20 protein-coding genes are annotated in these 16,705 nt (G+C 57.8%); 6 read left to right on the top strand and 14 right to left on the bottom strand.

Annotated elements, in window-relative coordinates:
• The first annotated feature begins 31 nt into the window (after positions 1–31).
• Entirely contained in the window at positions 32–532 is a 501-nt protein-coding gene (locus MEFOE_RS08120) for a regulator of amino acid metabolism, contains ACT domain protein (protein ID WP_067050833.1), read from the top strand.
• Here MEFOE_RS08120 and MEFOE_RS08115 read toward each other — a convergent pair.
• From MEFOE_RS08115 to MEFOE_RS08095, 5 genes are read right to left on the bottom strand one after another with little or no spacing between them, the layout of a single operon-like run.
• On the bottom strand, positions 525–1,022 hold the full coding sequence (locus MEFOE_RS08115; protein WP_067050830.1) for an HDIG domain-containing metalloprotein: 498 nt from the start codon (positions 1,020–1,022) through the stop codon (positions 525–527). The two genes, MEFOE_RS08120 and MEFOE_RS08115, sit on opposite strands and share 8 nt — an antisense overlap.
• Positions 985–1,518, bottom strand: coding sequence for a transcription factor (locus MEFOE_RS08110; protein ID WP_067050827.1), 534 nt, complete (start codon positions 1,516–1,518; stop codon positions 985–987). Before MEFOE_RS08110 ends, MEFOE_RS08115 begins: the two co-directional genes overlap by 38 nt.
• Positions 1,518–2,591, bottom strand: a complete 1,074-nt coding sequence (locus tag MEFOE_RS08105) for an ATP-grasp domain-containing protein (RefSeq protein WP_067050825.1) — start codon at positions 2,589–2,591, stop codon at positions 1,518–1,520. The genes MEFOE_RS08110 and MEFOE_RS08105 overlap by 1 nt, the downstream gene beginning before the upstream one ends.
• Positions 2,588–3,115: a tRNA (cytidine(56)-2'-O)-methyltransferase gene (locus tag MEFOE_RS08100; RefSeq protein WP_067050822.1), complete on the bottom strand. Its 528-nt coding sequence runs from the start codon at positions 3,113–3,115 to the stop codon at positions 2,588–2,590. Before MEFOE_RS08100 ends, MEFOE_RS08105 begins: the two co-directional genes overlap by 4 nt.
• Complete coding sequence (locus MEFOE_RS08095; protein ID WP_067050819.1) at positions 3,112–3,408, bottom strand: hypothetical protein; 297 nt, start codon at positions 3,406–3,408, stop codon at positions 3,112–3,114. Before MEFOE_RS08095 ends, MEFOE_RS08100 begins: the two co-directional genes overlap by 4 nt.
• Before the next feature lie 57 nt (positions 3,409–3,465).
• On the opposite strand from MEFOE_RS08095, the gene MEFOE_RS08090 reads away from it, so the two are divergent.
• On the top strand, positions 3,466–3,864 hold the full coding sequence (locus tag MEFOE_RS08090) for a hypothetical protein (RefSeq protein WP_067050816.1): 399 nt from the start codon (positions 3,466–3,468) through the stop codon (positions 3,862–3,864).
• A gap of 536 nt (positions 3,865–4,400) precedes the next feature.
• Here MEFOE_RS08090 and MEFOE_RS08085 read toward each other — a convergent pair.
• From MEFOE_RS08085 to MEFOE_RS08055, 7 genes are all read right to left on the bottom strand, one after another.
• Positions 4,401–5,114, bottom strand: a complete 714-nt coding sequence (locus MEFOE_RS08085; RefSeq protein ID WP_067050813.1) for a UPF0280 family protein — start codon at positions 5,112–5,114, stop codon at positions 4,401–4,403.
• A 221-nt stretch (positions 5,115–5,335) separates the two neighbouring features.
• Complete coding sequence (locus MEFOE_RS08080; protein ID WP_067050810.1) at positions 5,336–5,791, bottom strand: hypothetical protein; 456 nt, start codon at positions 5,789–5,791, stop codon at positions 5,336–5,338.
• 911 nt (positions 5,792–6,702) lie between these two features.
• Positions 6,703–7,728, bottom strand: coding sequence for an ABC transporter permease (locus tag MEFOE_RS08075; RefSeq protein ID WP_067050808.1), 1,026 nt, complete (start codon positions 7,726–7,728; stop codon positions 6,703–6,705).
• A gap of 6 nt (positions 7,729–7,734) precedes the next feature.
• Positions 7,735–8,322 (bottom strand): hypothetical protein, encoded by a 588-nt coding sequence (locus MEFOE_RS08070; RefSeq protein ID WP_067050804.1) that lies wholly within the window; start codon positions 8,320–8,322, stop codon positions 7,735–7,737.
• 19 nt (positions 8,323–8,341) lie between these two features.
• A complete protein-coding gene (locus MEFOE_RS08065) occupies positions 8,342–8,695 on the bottom strand; it encodes a PepSY domain-containing protein (protein WP_067050802.1) in 354 nt (117 codons plus the stop codon).
• Between the two features lie 656 nt (positions 8,696–9,351).
• Positions 9,352–10,023 carry a hypothetical protein gene (locus tag MEFOE_RS08060; RefSeq protein ID WP_067050799.1) on the bottom strand — a complete coding sequence of 224 codons (672 nt, stop codon included), beginning with the start codon at positions 10,021–10,023 and terminating at the stop codon, positions 9,352–9,354.
• Between the two features lie 99 nt (positions 10,024–10,122).
• Positions 10,123–11,307, bottom strand: coding sequence for a C39 family peptidase (locus tag MEFOE_RS08055; protein ID WP_153015907.1), 1,185 nt, complete (start codon positions 11,305–11,307; stop codon positions 10,123–10,125).
• An 840-nt stretch (positions 11,308–12,147) separates the two neighbouring features.
• Here MEFOE_RS08055 and MEFOE_RS08050 point away from each other — a divergent pair.
• Both MEFOE_RS08050 and MEFOE_RS08045 read left to right on the top strand, forming a co-directional pair.
• Positions 12,148–12,570, top strand: coding sequence for a pre-peptidase C-terminal domain-containing protein (locus MEFOE_RS08050; protein ID WP_153015906.1), 423 nt, complete (start codon positions 12,148–12,150; stop codon positions 12,568–12,570).
• 39 nt (positions 12,571–12,609) lie between these two features.
• Positions 12,610–13,389, top strand: a complete 780-nt coding sequence (locus MEFOE_RS08045; protein ID WP_067050790.1) for a winged helix-turn-helix transcriptional regulator — start codon at positions 12,610–12,612, stop codon at positions 13,387–13,389.
• Positions 13,390–13,691: 302 nt separating this feature from the next.
• On the opposite strand, the gene MEFOE_RS08040 is transcribed toward MEFOE_RS08045, so the two are convergent.
• Together MEFOE_RS08040 and MEFOE_RS08035 are read right to left on the bottom strand one after the other, a co-directional pair.
• Entirely contained in the window at positions 13,692–14,078 is a 387-nt protein-coding gene (locus MEFOE_RS08040; protein ID WP_067050787.1) for a 4Fe-4S binding protein, read from the bottom strand.
• A 2-nt stretch (positions 14,079–14,080) separates the two neighbouring features.
• Entirely contained in the window at positions 14,081–15,586 is a 1,506-nt protein-coding gene (locus MEFOE_RS08035) for a homocysteine biosynthesis protein (RefSeq protein WP_067050784.1), read from the bottom strand.
• An 89-nt stretch (positions 15,587–15,675) separates the two neighbouring features.
• Here MEFOE_RS08035 and MEFOE_RS08030 point away from each other — a divergent pair, with 89 nt between their 5' ends.
• Both MEFOE_RS08030 and MEFOE_RS08025 read left to right on the top strand, forming a co-directional pair.
• Positions 15,676–16,383: a Nif3-like dinuclear metal center hexameric protein gene (locus MEFOE_RS08030; RefSeq protein ID WP_067050781.1), complete on the top strand. Its 708-nt coding sequence runs from the start codon at positions 15,676–15,678 to the stop codon at positions 16,381–16,383.
• Entirely contained in the window at positions 16,380–16,703 is a 324-nt protein-coding gene (locus MEFOE_RS08025) for an SWIM zinc finger family protein (protein ID WP_067050778.1), read from the top strand. Before MEFOE_RS08030 ends, MEFOE_RS08025 begins: the two co-directional genes overlap by 4 nt.
• Positions 16,704–16,705: the final 2 nt, after the last annotated feature.

Here is a 16,705-nt window from a genome sequence, read left to right as displayed (position 1 = left end):
TTATCCCGCAGCGCCGATGATAATGCTGGTTATGTGGGCAAAAATCATGCAGGAATTTGCCGATTCCCCGGCCCAGGCCCGGGTCGTCAGGTTTCTCCTCGAGAACGGCTTTGGCGTCTCCTCTGAGGGGCGCATCACCTGCAATGGTATCGAGATACCGGCCACGCATATCGCACGGGAGATCGGGATCGACCGCCGGGTCGTCGATGCCACGGCCCGCCGTATCCTGACGATGGGGCCGGCAGCAGAGATATTTTCACTGATGAGAGCAACTCCCGACCTCTCCCGGGTGGCCGGGTTCCTGAAACTCACCGTCATCACCATCCTCCCGAGAGACGCCCATGAGAAGGGGATTGTCGGTGCGGTGGTCGGCGTCCTTGCCGCGCACGACCTGACAATCAGGCAGATCTTCGTGAACGACCCGTACTTCTCCGAGTCCCCGAAACTTGTCGTCGTCCTCGACGAACCCCTGCCTGTCGGCGTGATCGAAAAACTGCGGGCCCTCCCTCATGTTCAACAGTTGATCATCTGAGGTGACGGAGGGGTTCGAGATCGAGGCCGAGCCTGAAGGCCCGCACCATAAATTTTCGGCCGAGGGTAACAGATCGGTCCATCCGCTCCTCAGGCGTGATCACCCGCGTCCCTTTGACAAGGTTGTCGGCATGGGCGACAATCCGTTCCTCCAGTCTTTGCGGCACCGAGTCACGGGGAATGAGCCCGAGGAGAGAGCATTCCTCGACGGTCAGTCCCGCGCCGATATGCCTCTGGACGATCCTGACGACCTCATCGGGACACCCTGTCTGCCGGGCGAGGTCGGCACCGACCTCGGCATGATGGAGAGAGTGGGTCTCTGAACGCCCGAGATCGTGGAGCATGGCCCCGGCTGTCAGCAGTTTCCTGTCGATGACGGGAGACCGGGCATATCCTGCAGCGACAGCGTTAACGGTGCGGCAATGGGCGATGACGCCGGGATCGCACCCGGCATCACTCAGATGCGCTTCCAGTTGTTCCAAGAGTTGCATGGATCGCCGCGACCCGCCGTTTCAGGGCGCCAAGGAGCATCTCATTGTCGAAATGCTTCACCGGGGCACTGCAGTTGGGACAGGTAAAGTTTGAGTCGGAGACATCGTTGAAGGTGAAGATCCCGCACTCCTCGCAGATGAAAAAGTCGTTTTCCTCCTCGTACTTCGATCTTTTTGTCAGGATCTCCAGGACACGTTCAAGTTCCTCCCTGATCACCGGATAGACCATGTCGGTCCTGAGTGTCCACAGATACGTGAGCCAGCCCGACTCCGGGTCCTTGATCCGCCTGTACTCGGCAAGACGCCTCTCGTAGAGCGTATAGAGGGTGTGCCGTACCGTATTGAGATTGATGCCGGTCTTCTCGGCAAGTTCCTCGTCTGAGTATTCGCCTGCGGGCGGGAACCTCTCGAGGAGATCGAGGCCCTCGTTCCCGATATGGCGGAGGAGATATGCCCTGATTGCCGGATCTGCCAGCATCTCGTCTATGCCAACCATCAGGGAATATATTGACGGACGCGTGTTATATTTCTATCCAGCATGTCAAGGGCGGCGGTGCGGTCAGGACCCCATCCGTAGATGCTCACCACCGCGCCTCCCTCCTCGATCTCGGTCCCTGGCCAGGGGATGTCGGCGCAACAGTCGGCACAGTCGCCAAGGTCCCGTGTGAGGGTGAGGTCGCGGTCGGCAAAGAGGATTGCCCGCGCCGCAACCGTCCCGGACTTCAGGCCATGCGGAGGAAGGGTGCCCTGACAGGCGTCGATGTGTTTCTTGAAGATGCTCTGGCCGGTGGCGATCTCGACGGTGTCGAGGGTGCCCTGGAAGCGGGGGTTGATCTCGATCGCCCACGTATCATTGTCGTCGACGACAAAATCGACGCCGACCGACCCGACGCACCCGCTCCTGCCTACGGCCTCCTCTGCAATCGCTGCCATCTTCGCGGCAAGGGGGTGATCGAACGGCGTGATCGAGCCGGAAAAGCCGTACGCACGGTCGCCCTCTCCGCCGCGGAGAATCTGCTCGTTGACGGCGATGGCGACGGCCCGCGTCCCGTCGGCGATGCAGGAGACGCTCGCGGGTATGCCGGAGACGAGTTCCTGGGTGATCGCCGGGACATCGGGCCATTCTTTTTTCCATGCCCTGAGGTCTTCAGGAGACCCGACGACCCGGTTCCGCCAGCCTCCGGCACCGTGCCGCGGCTTGACCATGGCCGGGAAGCGACCGTCTGAGAGGTGCGGCGTCGGGATGCGAGCGTCCTCGAAGAACATCTGGATCTCGAGTTTGTCCAGGAAACGCGCCGAGACGTCGGCAGGCGTCCCTGCATGGGGGAGGGGGACGGCGAGGTCCTCGGCCCCTGAGGTGGCGACAAAGTAGTCGATGGTGTGACCGTCGGCGATCGTGGCGATCGTATCGGGAAGGTCCTCGAGTTCGTCGAACCTGAGGTGCTTACTGGCATTCCAGCAGAGGTCCTGGTCGCAGAAGTGGTCGACGGCATAGACCTCGAAACCTGCCCGCCGCGCCGACTGGACCACGTGCCTGGTCGCGAATCCCGCGACAAGGACACGTCTCAAAGCTCGACCACCCGTTTTCCTACCTTGCAGGGCTCGACGCGGATCTTCGCGCCCTCGAACTTGTGGTCCATCTCCTGGCCCTGGAAGAGGCGGTCGAGGAAGATGGCAAGGCTCGATATCTCGGAGTGGGGCTGGTTGGTCACGGATACGTTGTAATCGACCATGCCGTAAACGTCGCCCGGCACTTTCTCCGCGCCGACGATGATGAGCAGGTCTTCGGGGCGCTCCCGCACCTCGTCGACGACCTCCCCGACCTCAAGGCCGTACATTGTGAGATGGGCGACGATGCCTCCCTTCTCCTTCCACTGCTTGATGCATTGCCGCCATTTCACGTTGTTTTCAACGAAAAATTCTCCGCCCCAGCGCTCGACCACGTCCTCGATAGAGTCGACGATCCCGTGGTCTTCGGCCGCAAGGTACATTCCGTCCGCGCCGAGGGCGCGGGCCGTGAGGCCGACATGGGTGGTCACCCGCAGGTCGCGTTCAGGCCGGTGACCGAGTCTGAGGATACACACTTTCCTCATGAGTTATTATCTCCTTTACGTGCAAAATCGGGTATCTTTATGACGCCGTCCTCGATTTCGAGGGGGATGCCGGGGCCTGCACGCAGGTGGCATTTGAGAATGGACTCCTCGATCGAGAGGGCGCGGTATTCTTCATCGTGCCGCTCTATGAGCAGGTACGAGACGAGGCGCTGCACCGAGGCTTCGACTGCCGCCGCATCCCCGCCGGTGTATTTCACGAGGGCGGGGACCGTCGTCGCCCTGTTCCAGGCGATCGCGTGATAGACCATCCAGTCGAATTCTTCGGATTTCACACCGTATTTTGTGCTGGATCTCACAATATACTTTTTTATCTCCGGGGGAGAGGTATCATGATGACCGATTACGAGCAGCTTGCGGCAGTGGCCGACCAGATCTTTGACGAGGCGGAGGAGGACGACGCACGCCTTGCCGGGATCCTTGATGGGATCGCCGACGATATCAGGCGCGAACTCCTCACCTCAGACCTGCTCAATGCCCTTCAGGTCTACTACTACTATTTCCGGGAATATCCGGGCGACCTCCCGGCCGAGCGCCTCGTGCTTGCCCCGGCCTCGGAGACGCTCCGCGGCGTGCTCCTCGACGAGGTCGATATCTTTGAACTGGTCTTCGAGGTCGATGCGTCCGGGCCGGCGATCGTCGTCACCGACGGGGAGACGGAGTACGGGAGGTTCAGAGGGGAGGGGGCGCGGAAGAAGGCCGAGGACTTCGTCCTCGACGAACTGGCCTGAGCTAGTTTTTGGACCCGGGGATTTCAGTTCTGGCAGGTCTATCTTCTCATGTCCGGATAAGAGAGGATAGCAATCCCCTCTTCAGGATTTCCTGTTCTGTCTTGTCAGATCCTATTCCCGGTGGGCATTATGGGAAAGGCGGTGGGTCGACGTCCTCCGCCGGGGGACTGCCGCCCCCCGCTCCCCGCCATTGTGATAGAGGCAGGGTTTGCATACTCTGCCGTGACTTCTGCTCTCTCTTCCCCGGCCCTATCCTGGATCGGGGAACCGGGGGCAACGAGAAAACCGAAGGTTTTCGAGGCGGTCCCCCGGCGAACTCTATGGGGAAGGCAGGTTATCGTGCTCTGCACCGGGGGACTACGCCCCCGGACCCCCGCTCAGGATAGGGACGGGAAGGTTATCTCCCTTTTGGATGAACACTCTCTATTCCACGGTCCAATCCAGAGTGGGGATCGAGCGATAGGGAGTTTGAAAAGATATTCGATGTCCGAACAGAGTATGTTCTATTTTGATCAACCCCCCCGACATCCCACCCCTCAGACGTCCTCCCCCCGCGTGATGAGGTCTGTATCGACCCGCGCCTCGACGATCTCGGGGAGCGTCCCCCAGGTGCCGACGGCGTCGCCGAGGATGGCGAGGGCGCCCTGCACCCCGGTGCCTGCGAGGGCGGTGAAGGGGGTGTCGTCGCCGGGGCTGAGGTCGTTGCAGAGAGAGGTCGCCCAGGCGTCGGCGAGGGCGACGTCCTCCGCAACGACGCAGACGGCGTCGGCGATGCCGAAGGAGATCGACGGCCCGACTGTCGCCGAGGATGTGCAGATGCCGAGGATGGCGGGGTGCGGCGGGACGAGGAAGGCCAGTCTGTCGGAGAGGGGCGACTCGCCGGCGTGGATGCCGACCCGCACGTCGCGGTCGGAGAAGAGGGCGATGTCCCCGCCGTTGTCGACGACGCCGAAGGAGGCGCCGGCCTCCTGCATCGCCTCGGCCCCTGCCCAGGCGATGGTGCCGGCGACCGCCGCCATGGGGCCGACGCCTGCGGAGACGGACGCCGCGCCCATCCGCCGCACGGTCAGGCTCTCCGCCGGCGGGTCGTAGGGGTCGAAGGTGATCCCGAAGAAGGGGTCTTCGGCGATGAACGCCTCCAGTTCGGCGCGGGCCTCGAGCATCGCACCTTTTGCCGCGTCGATGAAGGACTGCTCGTCGGCCAGGATCGTCGTGATCGTCTGCCTGTACTGGAAGTGTTCGCGGATCATGATAGGAGAAGTGTGTGTTTGCGGGTATAGATAGGGGATGGGTGAGGGAGGGGATTTTCGAGAATCATCTCATGGTTTTATCTATGGAGGAATGTGGTGTAGCGCTGTCCTATAGGAGGAGAGCAGGAGGAAGACAGGGGGTCTGCACCGCCCGTCATGGGATTCAGGAGACCTCTACCGGAACCATCTTCGATACTTCATCCTGAATCTCCCGGTTTCTTTTACAAACCCTCCCGGATTTCGGTCACGGTCGTGATCACCCGCCCTTCAGTTTCATCGACCAGGAAATCGACGACAACCGTCTCGTTTGCGATCCTGAGCGCCGGGGCGCACCCGTCCCCGGTCGAGGGGAAGGGCGTCGGGTGGCAGGAGAGGAGCACTCCCTCAACGGTGCCGCCGCCGAGGTACATCGCCCGCGCCGCCTCGTCCCTGAGTGCGAGCCTAGCGATGTATGAAGCATTCGTCGTCATCCAGTCGGTCTCATCAGGTGAGATGACCGGGACATTTGCATAGTCGAAGTCGGGAAGGTCGGAGGATGCCACGGGGCGGGTGGTGACCGGCGTTTCCTCCGGGAGCGGAGTCGTTGGCGGCGGAGGAACATCCACCGGCGCTATCGTACACCCGGCGGCGAACGTCAGGATACTAAAGATCAGAATGAGATACCACAGGTCTTTCATTTATACACCATCAGATCAGATTTTTAGTTTAAAATATATATTCTGGTATCTAATTTATTGCCCTAAAACTGGACACTGCTGTAGCATTTCCATCCCTTAGAACTTTAGATCCAGATGGTACTTGATGAACATATGTAGCAGGGACAAAACCACCCGGTGTCGCTATCTTTTTTACATTTTCATCATGGGCAAATAATATTTCTTTCCCATCCTGTGAGAATACCCGAGTAATACCATTGTTTGAATGGATAATTATGGCTCCAATGGGAACATAATGGGTGTTAGTATCTTTAACTGGACTTAATTCTCCAGATATTATCGCTTCATTATGGGATTCATATTTCTACAATACGGGCCAATCTATGTTCACTCCTTCATTAGCCATCACTGGCATGATTAATACGACCATTACCAGAGAAGCCACAAGAAGGCTGACTGTAAACACTTCTTTTGTGTTCATTCTTCTACCTCCAATGTTTTTCCCAGAGGCAAACAGACCGCAACGGCTATCACTGATGACATCCAACAACCCGATCGCCTCCGGGCAGAGGAAGGCTGGGACACGACGCCAATCGAAGTCCCCGGCCTCCCGCGGGACACCCGTTTAGGCATCCACGATCCATAGTATCTCTGTTATTTTATATATCTGTTCTGTGGAGATCATCTACGCGTTGGGGGAATTGTATTCTCCGCATACAAAAACAGTCATGCAAAAGGGGTCTGACCCCACAAAAAAAAGAAAAATTTCTGATCCTTACCGGTTCCCTCACTTTTCCAGCGCCTGTGCCAGTTCGTAGTGGTTCTTTGCGCCTCTACTGGCACACCGCGATAATGTCCCCCCAATTTCATGGGTGTCAATAGGTACATCCTGAAGATGGTAGGAGCACATTTTCTCCCGGAGAGGGCCCTTTTCACCTGAGATCGAGCCTCTGGAAGCGGATATAGGCATAACCGAGGGAGATGGCCGGGATGAGGAGGAGTGCGACGATGTTCTTCCAGAGGTGTCCGAGGATCTCGGCGTAGTCCAGGTCGTCCGCATCGAAGTGCGACCACGCCTCGTCCGGGTCGCCGTGCATGTTCAGGTACATGAGGGGCTGGGTGACGGCGCGGGAGACCTCGGCGTAGTTGAGTTGCGGCGAGAAGACATTTCCAGTCGAAATGACGGCGTTCCGCATCTTGTCGCGGTCCCTCCGCTCCTCCAGGTAGGCGTTCCACTTCTCCAGGTCGGAGTCATCGACAAGGGTCGGCTTTTCCGGTTCTTCCCCCGCTATCACATCGGCGGCAAGGGTCATTGCCGCCGGGACGACGGAGGAGAGGAAGAAGAAGACGACCAACGCATAGAGCAGCGCCTTCCCGCTCCGATCGGCGACGACCGACATGGCAAGGGCGATCGCATACCCGCAGGTCAGGTAGAGGAAGGAGACAAGTCCGAAGATGAGGATGAAACCCGCCTCGTCGGTCGAGGGGACGTGACCGGAGATGAGGAGGAGAGCAAGCGCGATGCCGAGGGCGACCGCCATGGCGAATGCCACCGATACGATGCCGCCGAGGGCCTTGCCGGTGATCACCTCGTCCCGGTACACCGGGTGGGAGAGGAGCATCTTCAGGGAGTGGTCCTCCTTCTCGCCGGAGATGAGGTCAAAACCGACGGCGATGCCGAGAACCGCCCCAAGGGTCGACATCGCCTCACCCATCCGCATGAAGACGTCCAGGACCGAGGGAGGGATACGCGCTATCGATGGCATGATCTCGGTGCCGGCGACCTGGAGGGCCTGCATATACCGTTCGAGGGCGGCGGTGTAGTCCTGAATGCCCTGCCATGCCCCGACGGCCGCGATGATGAGGAAGAGGGCGAGGACGAGGAGGAAACGTCGTCCCCTGATGTTCTCGGCGAACTCTTTTTCCGCGATTGTACATATCCGTCCGATCTCCATCATCTCACCTCAGGCCGCATCGGGATGGTAGGAGCAGAGAAGCACCTCGCCGGTGTGGGCGTCGACAAATGCATTGGCGTCGCCGGGGTACGTGAGAGAGCGGTAGTGGTCGTCGTCGAAACACACCTCCCATACAAGTGGGATCGGGTCTGTGCCTCTGATTTTCATGAAGGAAGGCGAGTCGTACCACATGAGGTCGGCCGTATGGACGTCAAGGCCGGGCAGGTCGCCCCATGTCTCCTTCAGGTACGCCCGGACGGCGTCCTTCGCATCGTCCCCTGAGACAGACGGGGCCGTTTCGGCGGTGCAGAGGTCTTCGTCGGTCTTCCACCATTTCGAGTACCCGCAGACCTTGCCCGTCACCGCGTCGACAGAGATGTGAAAGCCATCGCTGAGGCATGGGACGCCCCTGATCAGGCGGGCATAGTTGAACGAATACCTGCCGGCCACTGTCCCGGTCAGGGCGCTGGAGAAGGTGTTATAATGTTCCGAGGTCCGTTCCAGGTCAGCACCGCCTGATTTTTCATCGACGTACGCCCGTGCGGTCTCCCGCGCATCGGCCATCGAAACGAGAGGTTCGGCAGGCCGTCCCATCATCCTTGATCCTGCAGAAAACTCACGGAGGTCGCCGGTCGCCGGTCGCCGGATCGATCCACACCTGGATCTTTTTTTCGTCCTCTGTCCAGACCACGCATTCGTAGAGGAAGTAGTCTCCATCGCCGGTGAGTTCGACGGTCGTCCGGTCGATCTTCGTCTCCGGGAAGATCTCGAGGGCGACTTTTTCCGCCTCATTTTTCGCTTCCTGCGCGTCTATCCCCGGTGTCGCCGTCACCTCGGGTGTCGGCGTCGGCACGCCCGCGGGGGAGGGCGGGGCCGGCGATCCTCCGGACGATGACGGCAGGAGGCCGCTCAAGACGACGACGGCGAGAAGGGCGACGAGGGCTATGAGAGCAAAGATGAATGTTTTCATGATAGGGTCTCCCGGGAGGTACCTGTTCAGGCATCCATGGCCCAGAATATCCTCTTTGTTTTATATATCTGTTCTGTGACGATCGTCTACGCGTCGAAAGGGTCACATGCCCTGCCCTCCGCTGCCGTCACGCAAAAGGGGACTGAACTATCTAAAAAATCTGGCTCTGTTGAAATCCTTTTCCGACGTGCTTGTGCCGGGGGACTTTTGCCCTCCGAACTCCGCACGAGGCTTGGCGATGATACGGCAATCTCCATCATCGGAATGCCGGGATAACTCTTCCCAAGGCCAATCGCATGTGTGGACGACCGAAGGGAGTCGAGGAACCGAAGGTTTCTGCTGTCAGAAAGAAGTGAGATCAAAAATACAGGATATCTTAGATATCCTGTTCACGCCCATCTTCGATGTGCAATGGGTAGAAGGTCGTCACTGTCTGTGGGCGGTCATCCGCCGAACTCAATGATGAGGAAGAGAAAGAACCTGCGCTTTTCCTTTATGGGATCTGGAAGATGCATTGACCGGAGCATGAGGATATGTCATGATAAATATTTTATGTGATGTTCCTGAGACGTGCTCTCGAATCGTGCCCAGTTCTACAAGGCCAGAAGACACTCTTTGTCGGTCATAATTCCCTCGCAAAATACGATTTTGTGTTATTATCCCATGACCGTTTTTTCCGTCAGTTCATCGTAGATGTGTATCTTTTTGTCGAATGGATAATAGCCGACGAAGATATTTTTTTCGTCGTCCTGACTAAGTTCCCACACAGGACAGGTGGGGGACTGTGTTTGTTCACAGGGTTTCCAGACAAGCCGTGCGCTCCAGTTCCCTTCATAGCCGTTCTCCGAGAGAACCTCTTTTACCTCCTCCAGTGTTGGCCGCACGACGTCCTGCGTCTTGAAAAAGGGCGGATAAGCACTGCTGAAGTCTGCAACATCGTCCTTGATGGAGACCTGCGCGATGACGGATATATATCCGTCCTTCTCAAATGGAATCAAATAATAGTCGTGCCGGTTCTTGTCAAGCGAGTGTATGAAAACCGGTTTGCCTGGAACCGCACCGGCCAGTTCTTCCTGGAATATACCGAGTTTGTTCATTTGATCCTGGGCAAATGCAGCGAGATCTGTGCTCTCGGTCAGAGGAATGTCATCCTCCTCGTCCGGCATCAGGGTTATGCTTTTGGCCGCAGTTTTGTTCTCTGAGATGTTGAGGGCAGTCTGCTCAGGTAATTTCTCTGCACCGAAACTCGACAGGCAGATATAGGATATCGCAACGATCACCAGCAGGAATGCCAGAATGATAGTGCCGGCGATTACTCGGTTGACCATGAGAGATGTTCCCTCCTGAAGTCATCTTCTATCAGAAAACAAAAAAAGTAGGAGTTCTCTCCTGGAATAAGGGAAGAGGATATTGTCAGTATGTTCATGTTAACCACTCAACGTCTTTTCGGTCAGCTCATCGTAGATATGTATTTTTTCATCGAATGGATTATAGCCGACGTAAATACTTTTTCCGTCATCCGAGCTGAACTCCCATAAAGGACAGGTTAGAGACTGAGTCTGCTCGCAGGGTTTCCAGACAAGTTGAGCATTCCAGTTCTCATTATAGCCATTCGTCGAAAGGACCATTCTCGCTTCCTCAAGAGTCAGGCGGATAACATCCTGCGTTTTTGTTGAGTAATAGGAATATGCACTACTGAAGTCTGCCGTGTTACCCTTGATGGAGACCTGTGCAATTACGGAGATGTACCCTTCCTTTTCAAAAGGTATAAGGTAGTAATCGTGCCGGTTCTTGTCAAGCGAGTGTATGAAAACCGGTTTGCCTGGAACCGCACCGGCCAGTTCGTCCTGGAATATACCGAGTTTGTTCATTTGATCCTGGGCAAATGCGGCGAGGTCGATATCCTTGGTCAGAAGGATGTCATCCTTCTCGTCTGACATCAGAGTAATGTTTCGGGCAGCGGCTACATAATCTGGAGCTCCCTTGCTTTCCCAGTATCCCTGAACAGTAACCCAGTAGTTATCCCAACTGCTACTTTGTGAAGGCGTCTCGACTCGTGTATATACACTGTCCCAGTCGTCTATGGAATAGTAATGATTGGCATCGTTTTGCCAAGGGTCGTGAACCCACAAACCGTTTACCTCATTCACTCGCCCGGCGGATTCGTCATATGAGACTCCTTTCACCAAAACCCAGTGAGCACCCGAATTTATCAGTACTGCAGAGGGAATGTCTCTATTGACCAGATCGATTGCAACTCCTATGTTTGCAGCGTCAAAAAAACTCCACTTGTGGTCCTCAGTGACAAGGTTGTCAACATAATTCGCTATGCAACACGCGAGGCCGTATGGATCAGTGCACCATAAAGGCGCCCCCTCCTGATTGTGAGACTGGATATAGCTGTATAACGTGTCTTGGGAGACGTAACCGTCGTGGTAATCTATCCACATCTGGGAAACACCTGGACCACAATAGTAATTTGTCTCCTGCTCATAATAGGGGACAGGGAGTAACTTGGTTGTCTCTGTTGCTGTTACAGGAGCAGCCACAAGTCCTGCAAGTATCAGCGTCAGGATCAGGACGCCGATTTCAGAAAATCTTTTTCTTTTCATTTTTTCTACCTCTAATACATTTTCCCAGAGACAAACAGACCGCAATGGCTATCCCTGATGACATCCAACAACCCGATCGCCTCCGGGTACACGAGGGGCCGGGCTGCATGCAGAACTAACATGCCTGACCTCTCGCGGGACACCTTTTCAGGCATCCACGAGCAGACATTCGCCCATCTTTTATAAAAGGAATCTGTCACGATCGTCGATCTGTCCGATAATACCCTGGACATAGCGTAAACACAAAAAAAGGGCTCTGTAGAATCCCTCACTCTGGGTACGAACGTGACTCAACGCCTTTCTCCATCTTCGCGCTGGGGGCTCCTCGAAGGTCTTCGACCTTCTCTAACTCACTCTGTTCGTACCTCGAAAGCCTCCGGCTTTCTCGAACTCGCTACGCTCGTTGCCCCCGGACAGCGAAACCTCTGGTTTCTCGCCTCCCTCCGGTCGTCCCTAGAATTGCGATGGGGCGGGGAAGGCGAAATCAACGATCACGAAGGGGAGTTACCATCCCCGTTCTAATCTAATGCGGGGAGTTCGGGGGGAGGGAGCGATAGAGACCGTGAGAAAACCGAAGGTTTTCGAGCGGTTAGCCCCCCACAGAGATAATTCTCCGGAGGATTTCTACAAAGCCAAAAAAAGAGACCCAATAGAAATTTCCATGCCTCCCTTCCGTTTCACTGGAGATGCCTCCGGGTGAGCGCAGACCCACTGCCTTTCTCTTTACCATCCTCCCAGTATCATAATCATTCAGAGTCTGACAGATCGACGATCCTGACAGAAATGTTATCATGACCTCCGTATCATTTCCTGCTTATGAAGATCTCCAGGATAGTCTGTATGGCCCTGATCATTGCGGCGGTCCTGACGCCGTTCGGCGCAGCACAGGGTACGATCGCAGAACTGGATGGATACACCATTGCACCGGCGGCAGATGAGAACAGAGGACTTGTGGAACTCCAGAGAAACGATGCCACCATCAGTCAGGGAGAAAGAGATCGATACTCACATACCGTCCCGTCCGGTACATCACAGATGAACATCGATCTGAACTGGGGGAATTCCGCAAACTCACTCTTCCTGACAATCTCCGCCCCGACAAGCGCTATAGGAACATTCCATGACGCCGACGACGGCGCAATCGACGGCCGGATACACATCACCATCAGCAAAAGTCCCTGCATCGAAGCCGGGACGTGGGAATTTGTCGTCTACGGAGAGAAGGTGTCTGGAAAGGAAGACTACACATTCGGCTGGATCTAAATCGGTGATTTTATTCCATCGCCTTCCCCCCACTATCTCATGGATAAGCGCCCCCTTTTTCTCATCCTCATCCTCTCCAGTATCCTGACGGCACCTCCGGTCACCGCCCTCGGAGGGTACACCGTCACCCCGGCCTATGATATCTCCGACCAGGAGTATCATGACTTCGACGAGATCTCTTTCTTCGAAGAGTCACCCAGAATGATGATCATTGAACTGGCCCTCTTTCTCTCACCGGCGCTCATCCTCCCGGCGGAGATCCTCTACTCCCTCGTTGTCATCTCATGCCTCGGGTTTCGCCGGGTCACCAGGCAGACCATCCTCGACCATAAAGGAAGACGTGAACTCTATGAACTGATCCGAGACAATCCGGGAATATCCCTTTCCACTCTTCGAGAAAAGACAGGACTGAATGACGGGACGGCACGCTACCACCTCGGACTCCTGAACCTCCACGGTATGATCGTCTGCCGCTCCTATCACGGGTCCAGGTACTACTATGCCAGGAACAAAGACTACGGCAGAATGGAGGCGGCCCTCCTCACCTACCTCCACACTGAAAACGCCCGCGTGATCCTCGACCTCCTCTCCCGAGACGACGACCTCTCGCACCACGACCTGATGGCGGCGACCGGCACCGCAAGTCCGACCATATCCTGGCACATGAAACGTCTCATCGCTGATGGCATCGTCGAGTCGTACCATGAGGGGAGAAAAACGAGGTACCTGCTCACCCCTGCCGCCGCGGAGATCCTCGGGACCGCAAGCAGGAACGTGGATGACGGGACAACGCAGGAGTCAGGGGCCGTACCGGGGTGACGCAGGGGTATGCCGATCCCCTGCTTCCCCCTACAGTCCTCGGAGGACTGCTCGAAGACCTGATGGTATTCTCGTTGCCCACGGAACTCGAAACCTCCGGTTTCTCGACTCCTTTCAGTCGTTCCTCGAAAATAGGACCGGACTGAGGAAGGATTAGCCCTGCAACCTGAAGACATCTGCCATCATCGAACAGTCGGCAGACCTCCTCAGAACACTTTTCATGCGGTATGCTTGAACCCGGGGATCATGCCTGGTTCAAAAGGATCGCAAAAAAAGGAATAGTATCTGCCCCAGAGGGCCGCTCATCTCAACAGAGAGAGCGCCCCGTGCGGGCACGCCTGGAGGCACCGGCCGCAGAGAACGCAGCGCTTCTGGTCGAGGACGAGGTTCCAGTCGTCGTCGAAGGAGAAGACGTCCTGCGGGCAGATGCTGATGCACGCCCCGCAGTCCACGCACTCTGTCTCGTTGTGGTGGATGGCGTCTTCGAGCACCCGCACCGTCGCTCCCATGTCGCGCATCTTCTGGCTGACTTCGTCTGCAGAACCGTTCGGGACGTCGATGAGCACCTCGCCCTCGCCCGGTTCGATCCGTGCCCGCTCGACATTGATCAGGACGCCGGTGTCCTTGACCACCCGGGCGATGATCGGTTCGCGGACTTTCTTTTTAGAAAATGAGACCATCAACTTCATGGTTACTGCCACCTCCCGCCGAGGAGTTTGCCGAGGTCAAGCGCGGTGAGCATGCCGATGACCCTGTTTGCGGGATCGACCACCGGCAGGGCGCTGATATTGTTCCTGTTCAATTTCTGGGCGGCGATGTCCACCGCCTCGTCGGGCGTCGTCCTGACAACCTTCCGGGTCATGATGTCCCTGACAAGGAGACGGTCGTCCGGCCGTGCGACAGCCTTGGTGACGTCGTAGGTCGTGACGATCCCGACGAGGAAACCGTCCGTGTCGAGGACGGGCAGGTGATTCGTCTCGCCCCGGAGAAGCCTCGTCGCCGCCGCAATAATCGGTTCGTCCTCGGTGATGCAGACGACCTCCGGGTCCATCACCTCGCGCACCATCGGGACCACCTTCGTCTCCCTCATGGGGTGCGTCCTCTTTGCGGCATTGAAGTGCCTGGTCGGGAGGGCGAGTTCAATCGAGCCCTGCTCCACCCAGCCGCGCAGGGTCTCCGCGACCTCGCGGGCCTTCTTGTAACTCGAAAGGGAGGAGGTCTTCACCTCTTCGCCATTGATCTCGACCTTCCCGCTCTTCAGTTCGGCATAACTGACACGCCTGATGGCCGGACGGTCGCGGTGCGGCACGCCGTAGTCGACAATGGTCGTCATCAGGTCCTCATCCCGTACGGCCGTGCTCCTGACGACCTCAAGGTCAGTGACAGGCAGGGGGACGCCGACGCCGACGTACATCGTGACGCCGTAGCCCTGGTACGTCGCCGCCCTGATAAAGTCGGGGCTCATCTGCTTCAGGTCGCCGGTCGTCATCAGGGTCGCAAAACCGGTCGCGGGGGAGGACTGCGTGCCCTGCCCGACGATCATACCCTCTGCCCCGCCAAGGAAGATGGGGACGCCGCTCCCGATCCGATGATAGTGGGGGTCGTTGGCGAGGGGGGAGAGCGCCCCTGCCCCGGAATAGGAGACATTCCCGCTGTTCGGGAGGAGGAGGCCCATATAGGTGTGGAGGGTGCGGTCGGTGGAGTTCGTCGCCGCATTGTAGTTCTGGTAGGCGTTCCGCGGGTTGACCATCACGGCATCGTTGAAGTCTTCGAGGAGGAGGGTGGAGGTCACCGTCCGGCGCGGGTAGCAGTCTGTCCCGCGGGAGATCGCACGGAGTTCGACAGACCTGCCGGAGATCAGGTCCTCGATCACGTGCGCACCGCCGTACGTATCGCCCTGCGTGGTGGACTGCTGGGTCGCCCCGAGATAAGCGTCGACGGCGGCAACGCCCCCATATGCCTCGACGTCGTTGAGCCAGACTCTCTCCATCCTGATCGGGGGGTCGGTGTGGCCGAAGTTGAGGAAGGCACCGGAGGAGCACATTGCCCCGAAGGTCCCGGTCGTGACGACGTCCACCTCCTTGAGGGCCCCTTCCTCGCCGAGTTCCGCGACAATGTCCGGCATCTCCTCTGCCGTGACGACGCGGGCATTGCCGTCGCGTATTCGTGTATTGATCTCTTCGATCGACTTCTCCATATCTCCCTATTAAATGTGCATATTTATAGGTCTTTCTTATTACTCCAGATAATAAGTGCCTTGATTATGCCGGAGACAGATCTGTGTATATGGATAGTGCAGACCTGGTTGCGCACCTGGAACGAATCGCGCCGCCGGAACTTGCTGAAGAATTCGACGAAGGGCGGATCGGCCTCATAGTCGAAGGGAGGAAGGACGTCGGGACGGTCTGTTGCGCCCTCGACGCAACGCCCGCGGTGGCGGAGGCCGCCGCCCGTGCCGGTGCCGGCATGCTCGTCGTCCACCACACTCCCATCTGGGAACCGGTGACTGCCGTTCGCGGCACGACCACCGGCGTCCTGCGGCCCCTGCTGGCGCACGAGATCGGCCTCTATGTGATGCACACCAACTTCGACCGTGCCGCCGGCGGAGTGAACGACACCCTCGCCCGCATCCTCGGCCTTGAGGAGGTGCGGCCGATGTCGCTCGGACGCGTCGGCACCTGCACCCGCACCCTCAGGGAGATGGCCACCCAAATCGGCGGAAACGTCAGGGTGTACGGCGACACACGCGACCCCGCCACCCTCGCGGTCGTCGGCGGGAGCGGCTTTGACCCCGCCCTCATCGATGAGGCCGTCGGCCTCGGTGCAGAGGCCTTTCTCTCGGCAGAACTGAAGCACCATGTGGCGCGGTCGTCGCCGATCCCCTGCATCGAGTCGACTCACTACGCACTGGAGGCCCCGGGCATGCAGGCACTCGCGGAAAGGGAGGGCTGGCAGTACATCGATGATCGGCCGCAGGTCACGACCCTCCCATGAAAGAGATCTGGGAGGAGATCAGAGACGCGGGCGGCCTGACACCGCAGGTCAGAGAGCGGATCTGCCGGTCCTACAGGAACCGGGGGGAAAAAGCGCTCGCGGCAGCCGACGGCGGCCTGGTGTGGAAGTACAACGACTTCTTCATCGTCACCGGTTGTTCGGACGAGTACATCGTCGAGGACGACTTCTGCACCTGCAAGGACTTCATCTACCGGGGGCGGTGCTGCTGGCACATCCTTGCCGTGCGGATCGCCATAGCAGCAGGGTCATATCAGGAAAAAGACGGTTGGTACATCGATCGATGGAAGATGATCCGGTGAAC

The organism is Methanofollis ethanolicus, assembly GCF_001571385.1.
Lineage (GTDB): Archaea > Halobacteriota > Methanomicrobia > Methanomicrobiales > Methanofollaceae > Methanofollis > Methanofollis ethanolicus.
The sequence above is the reverse complement of the archived record's forward strand: the minus strand, read 5'-3'. Positions and strand labels throughout refer to the sequence as shown.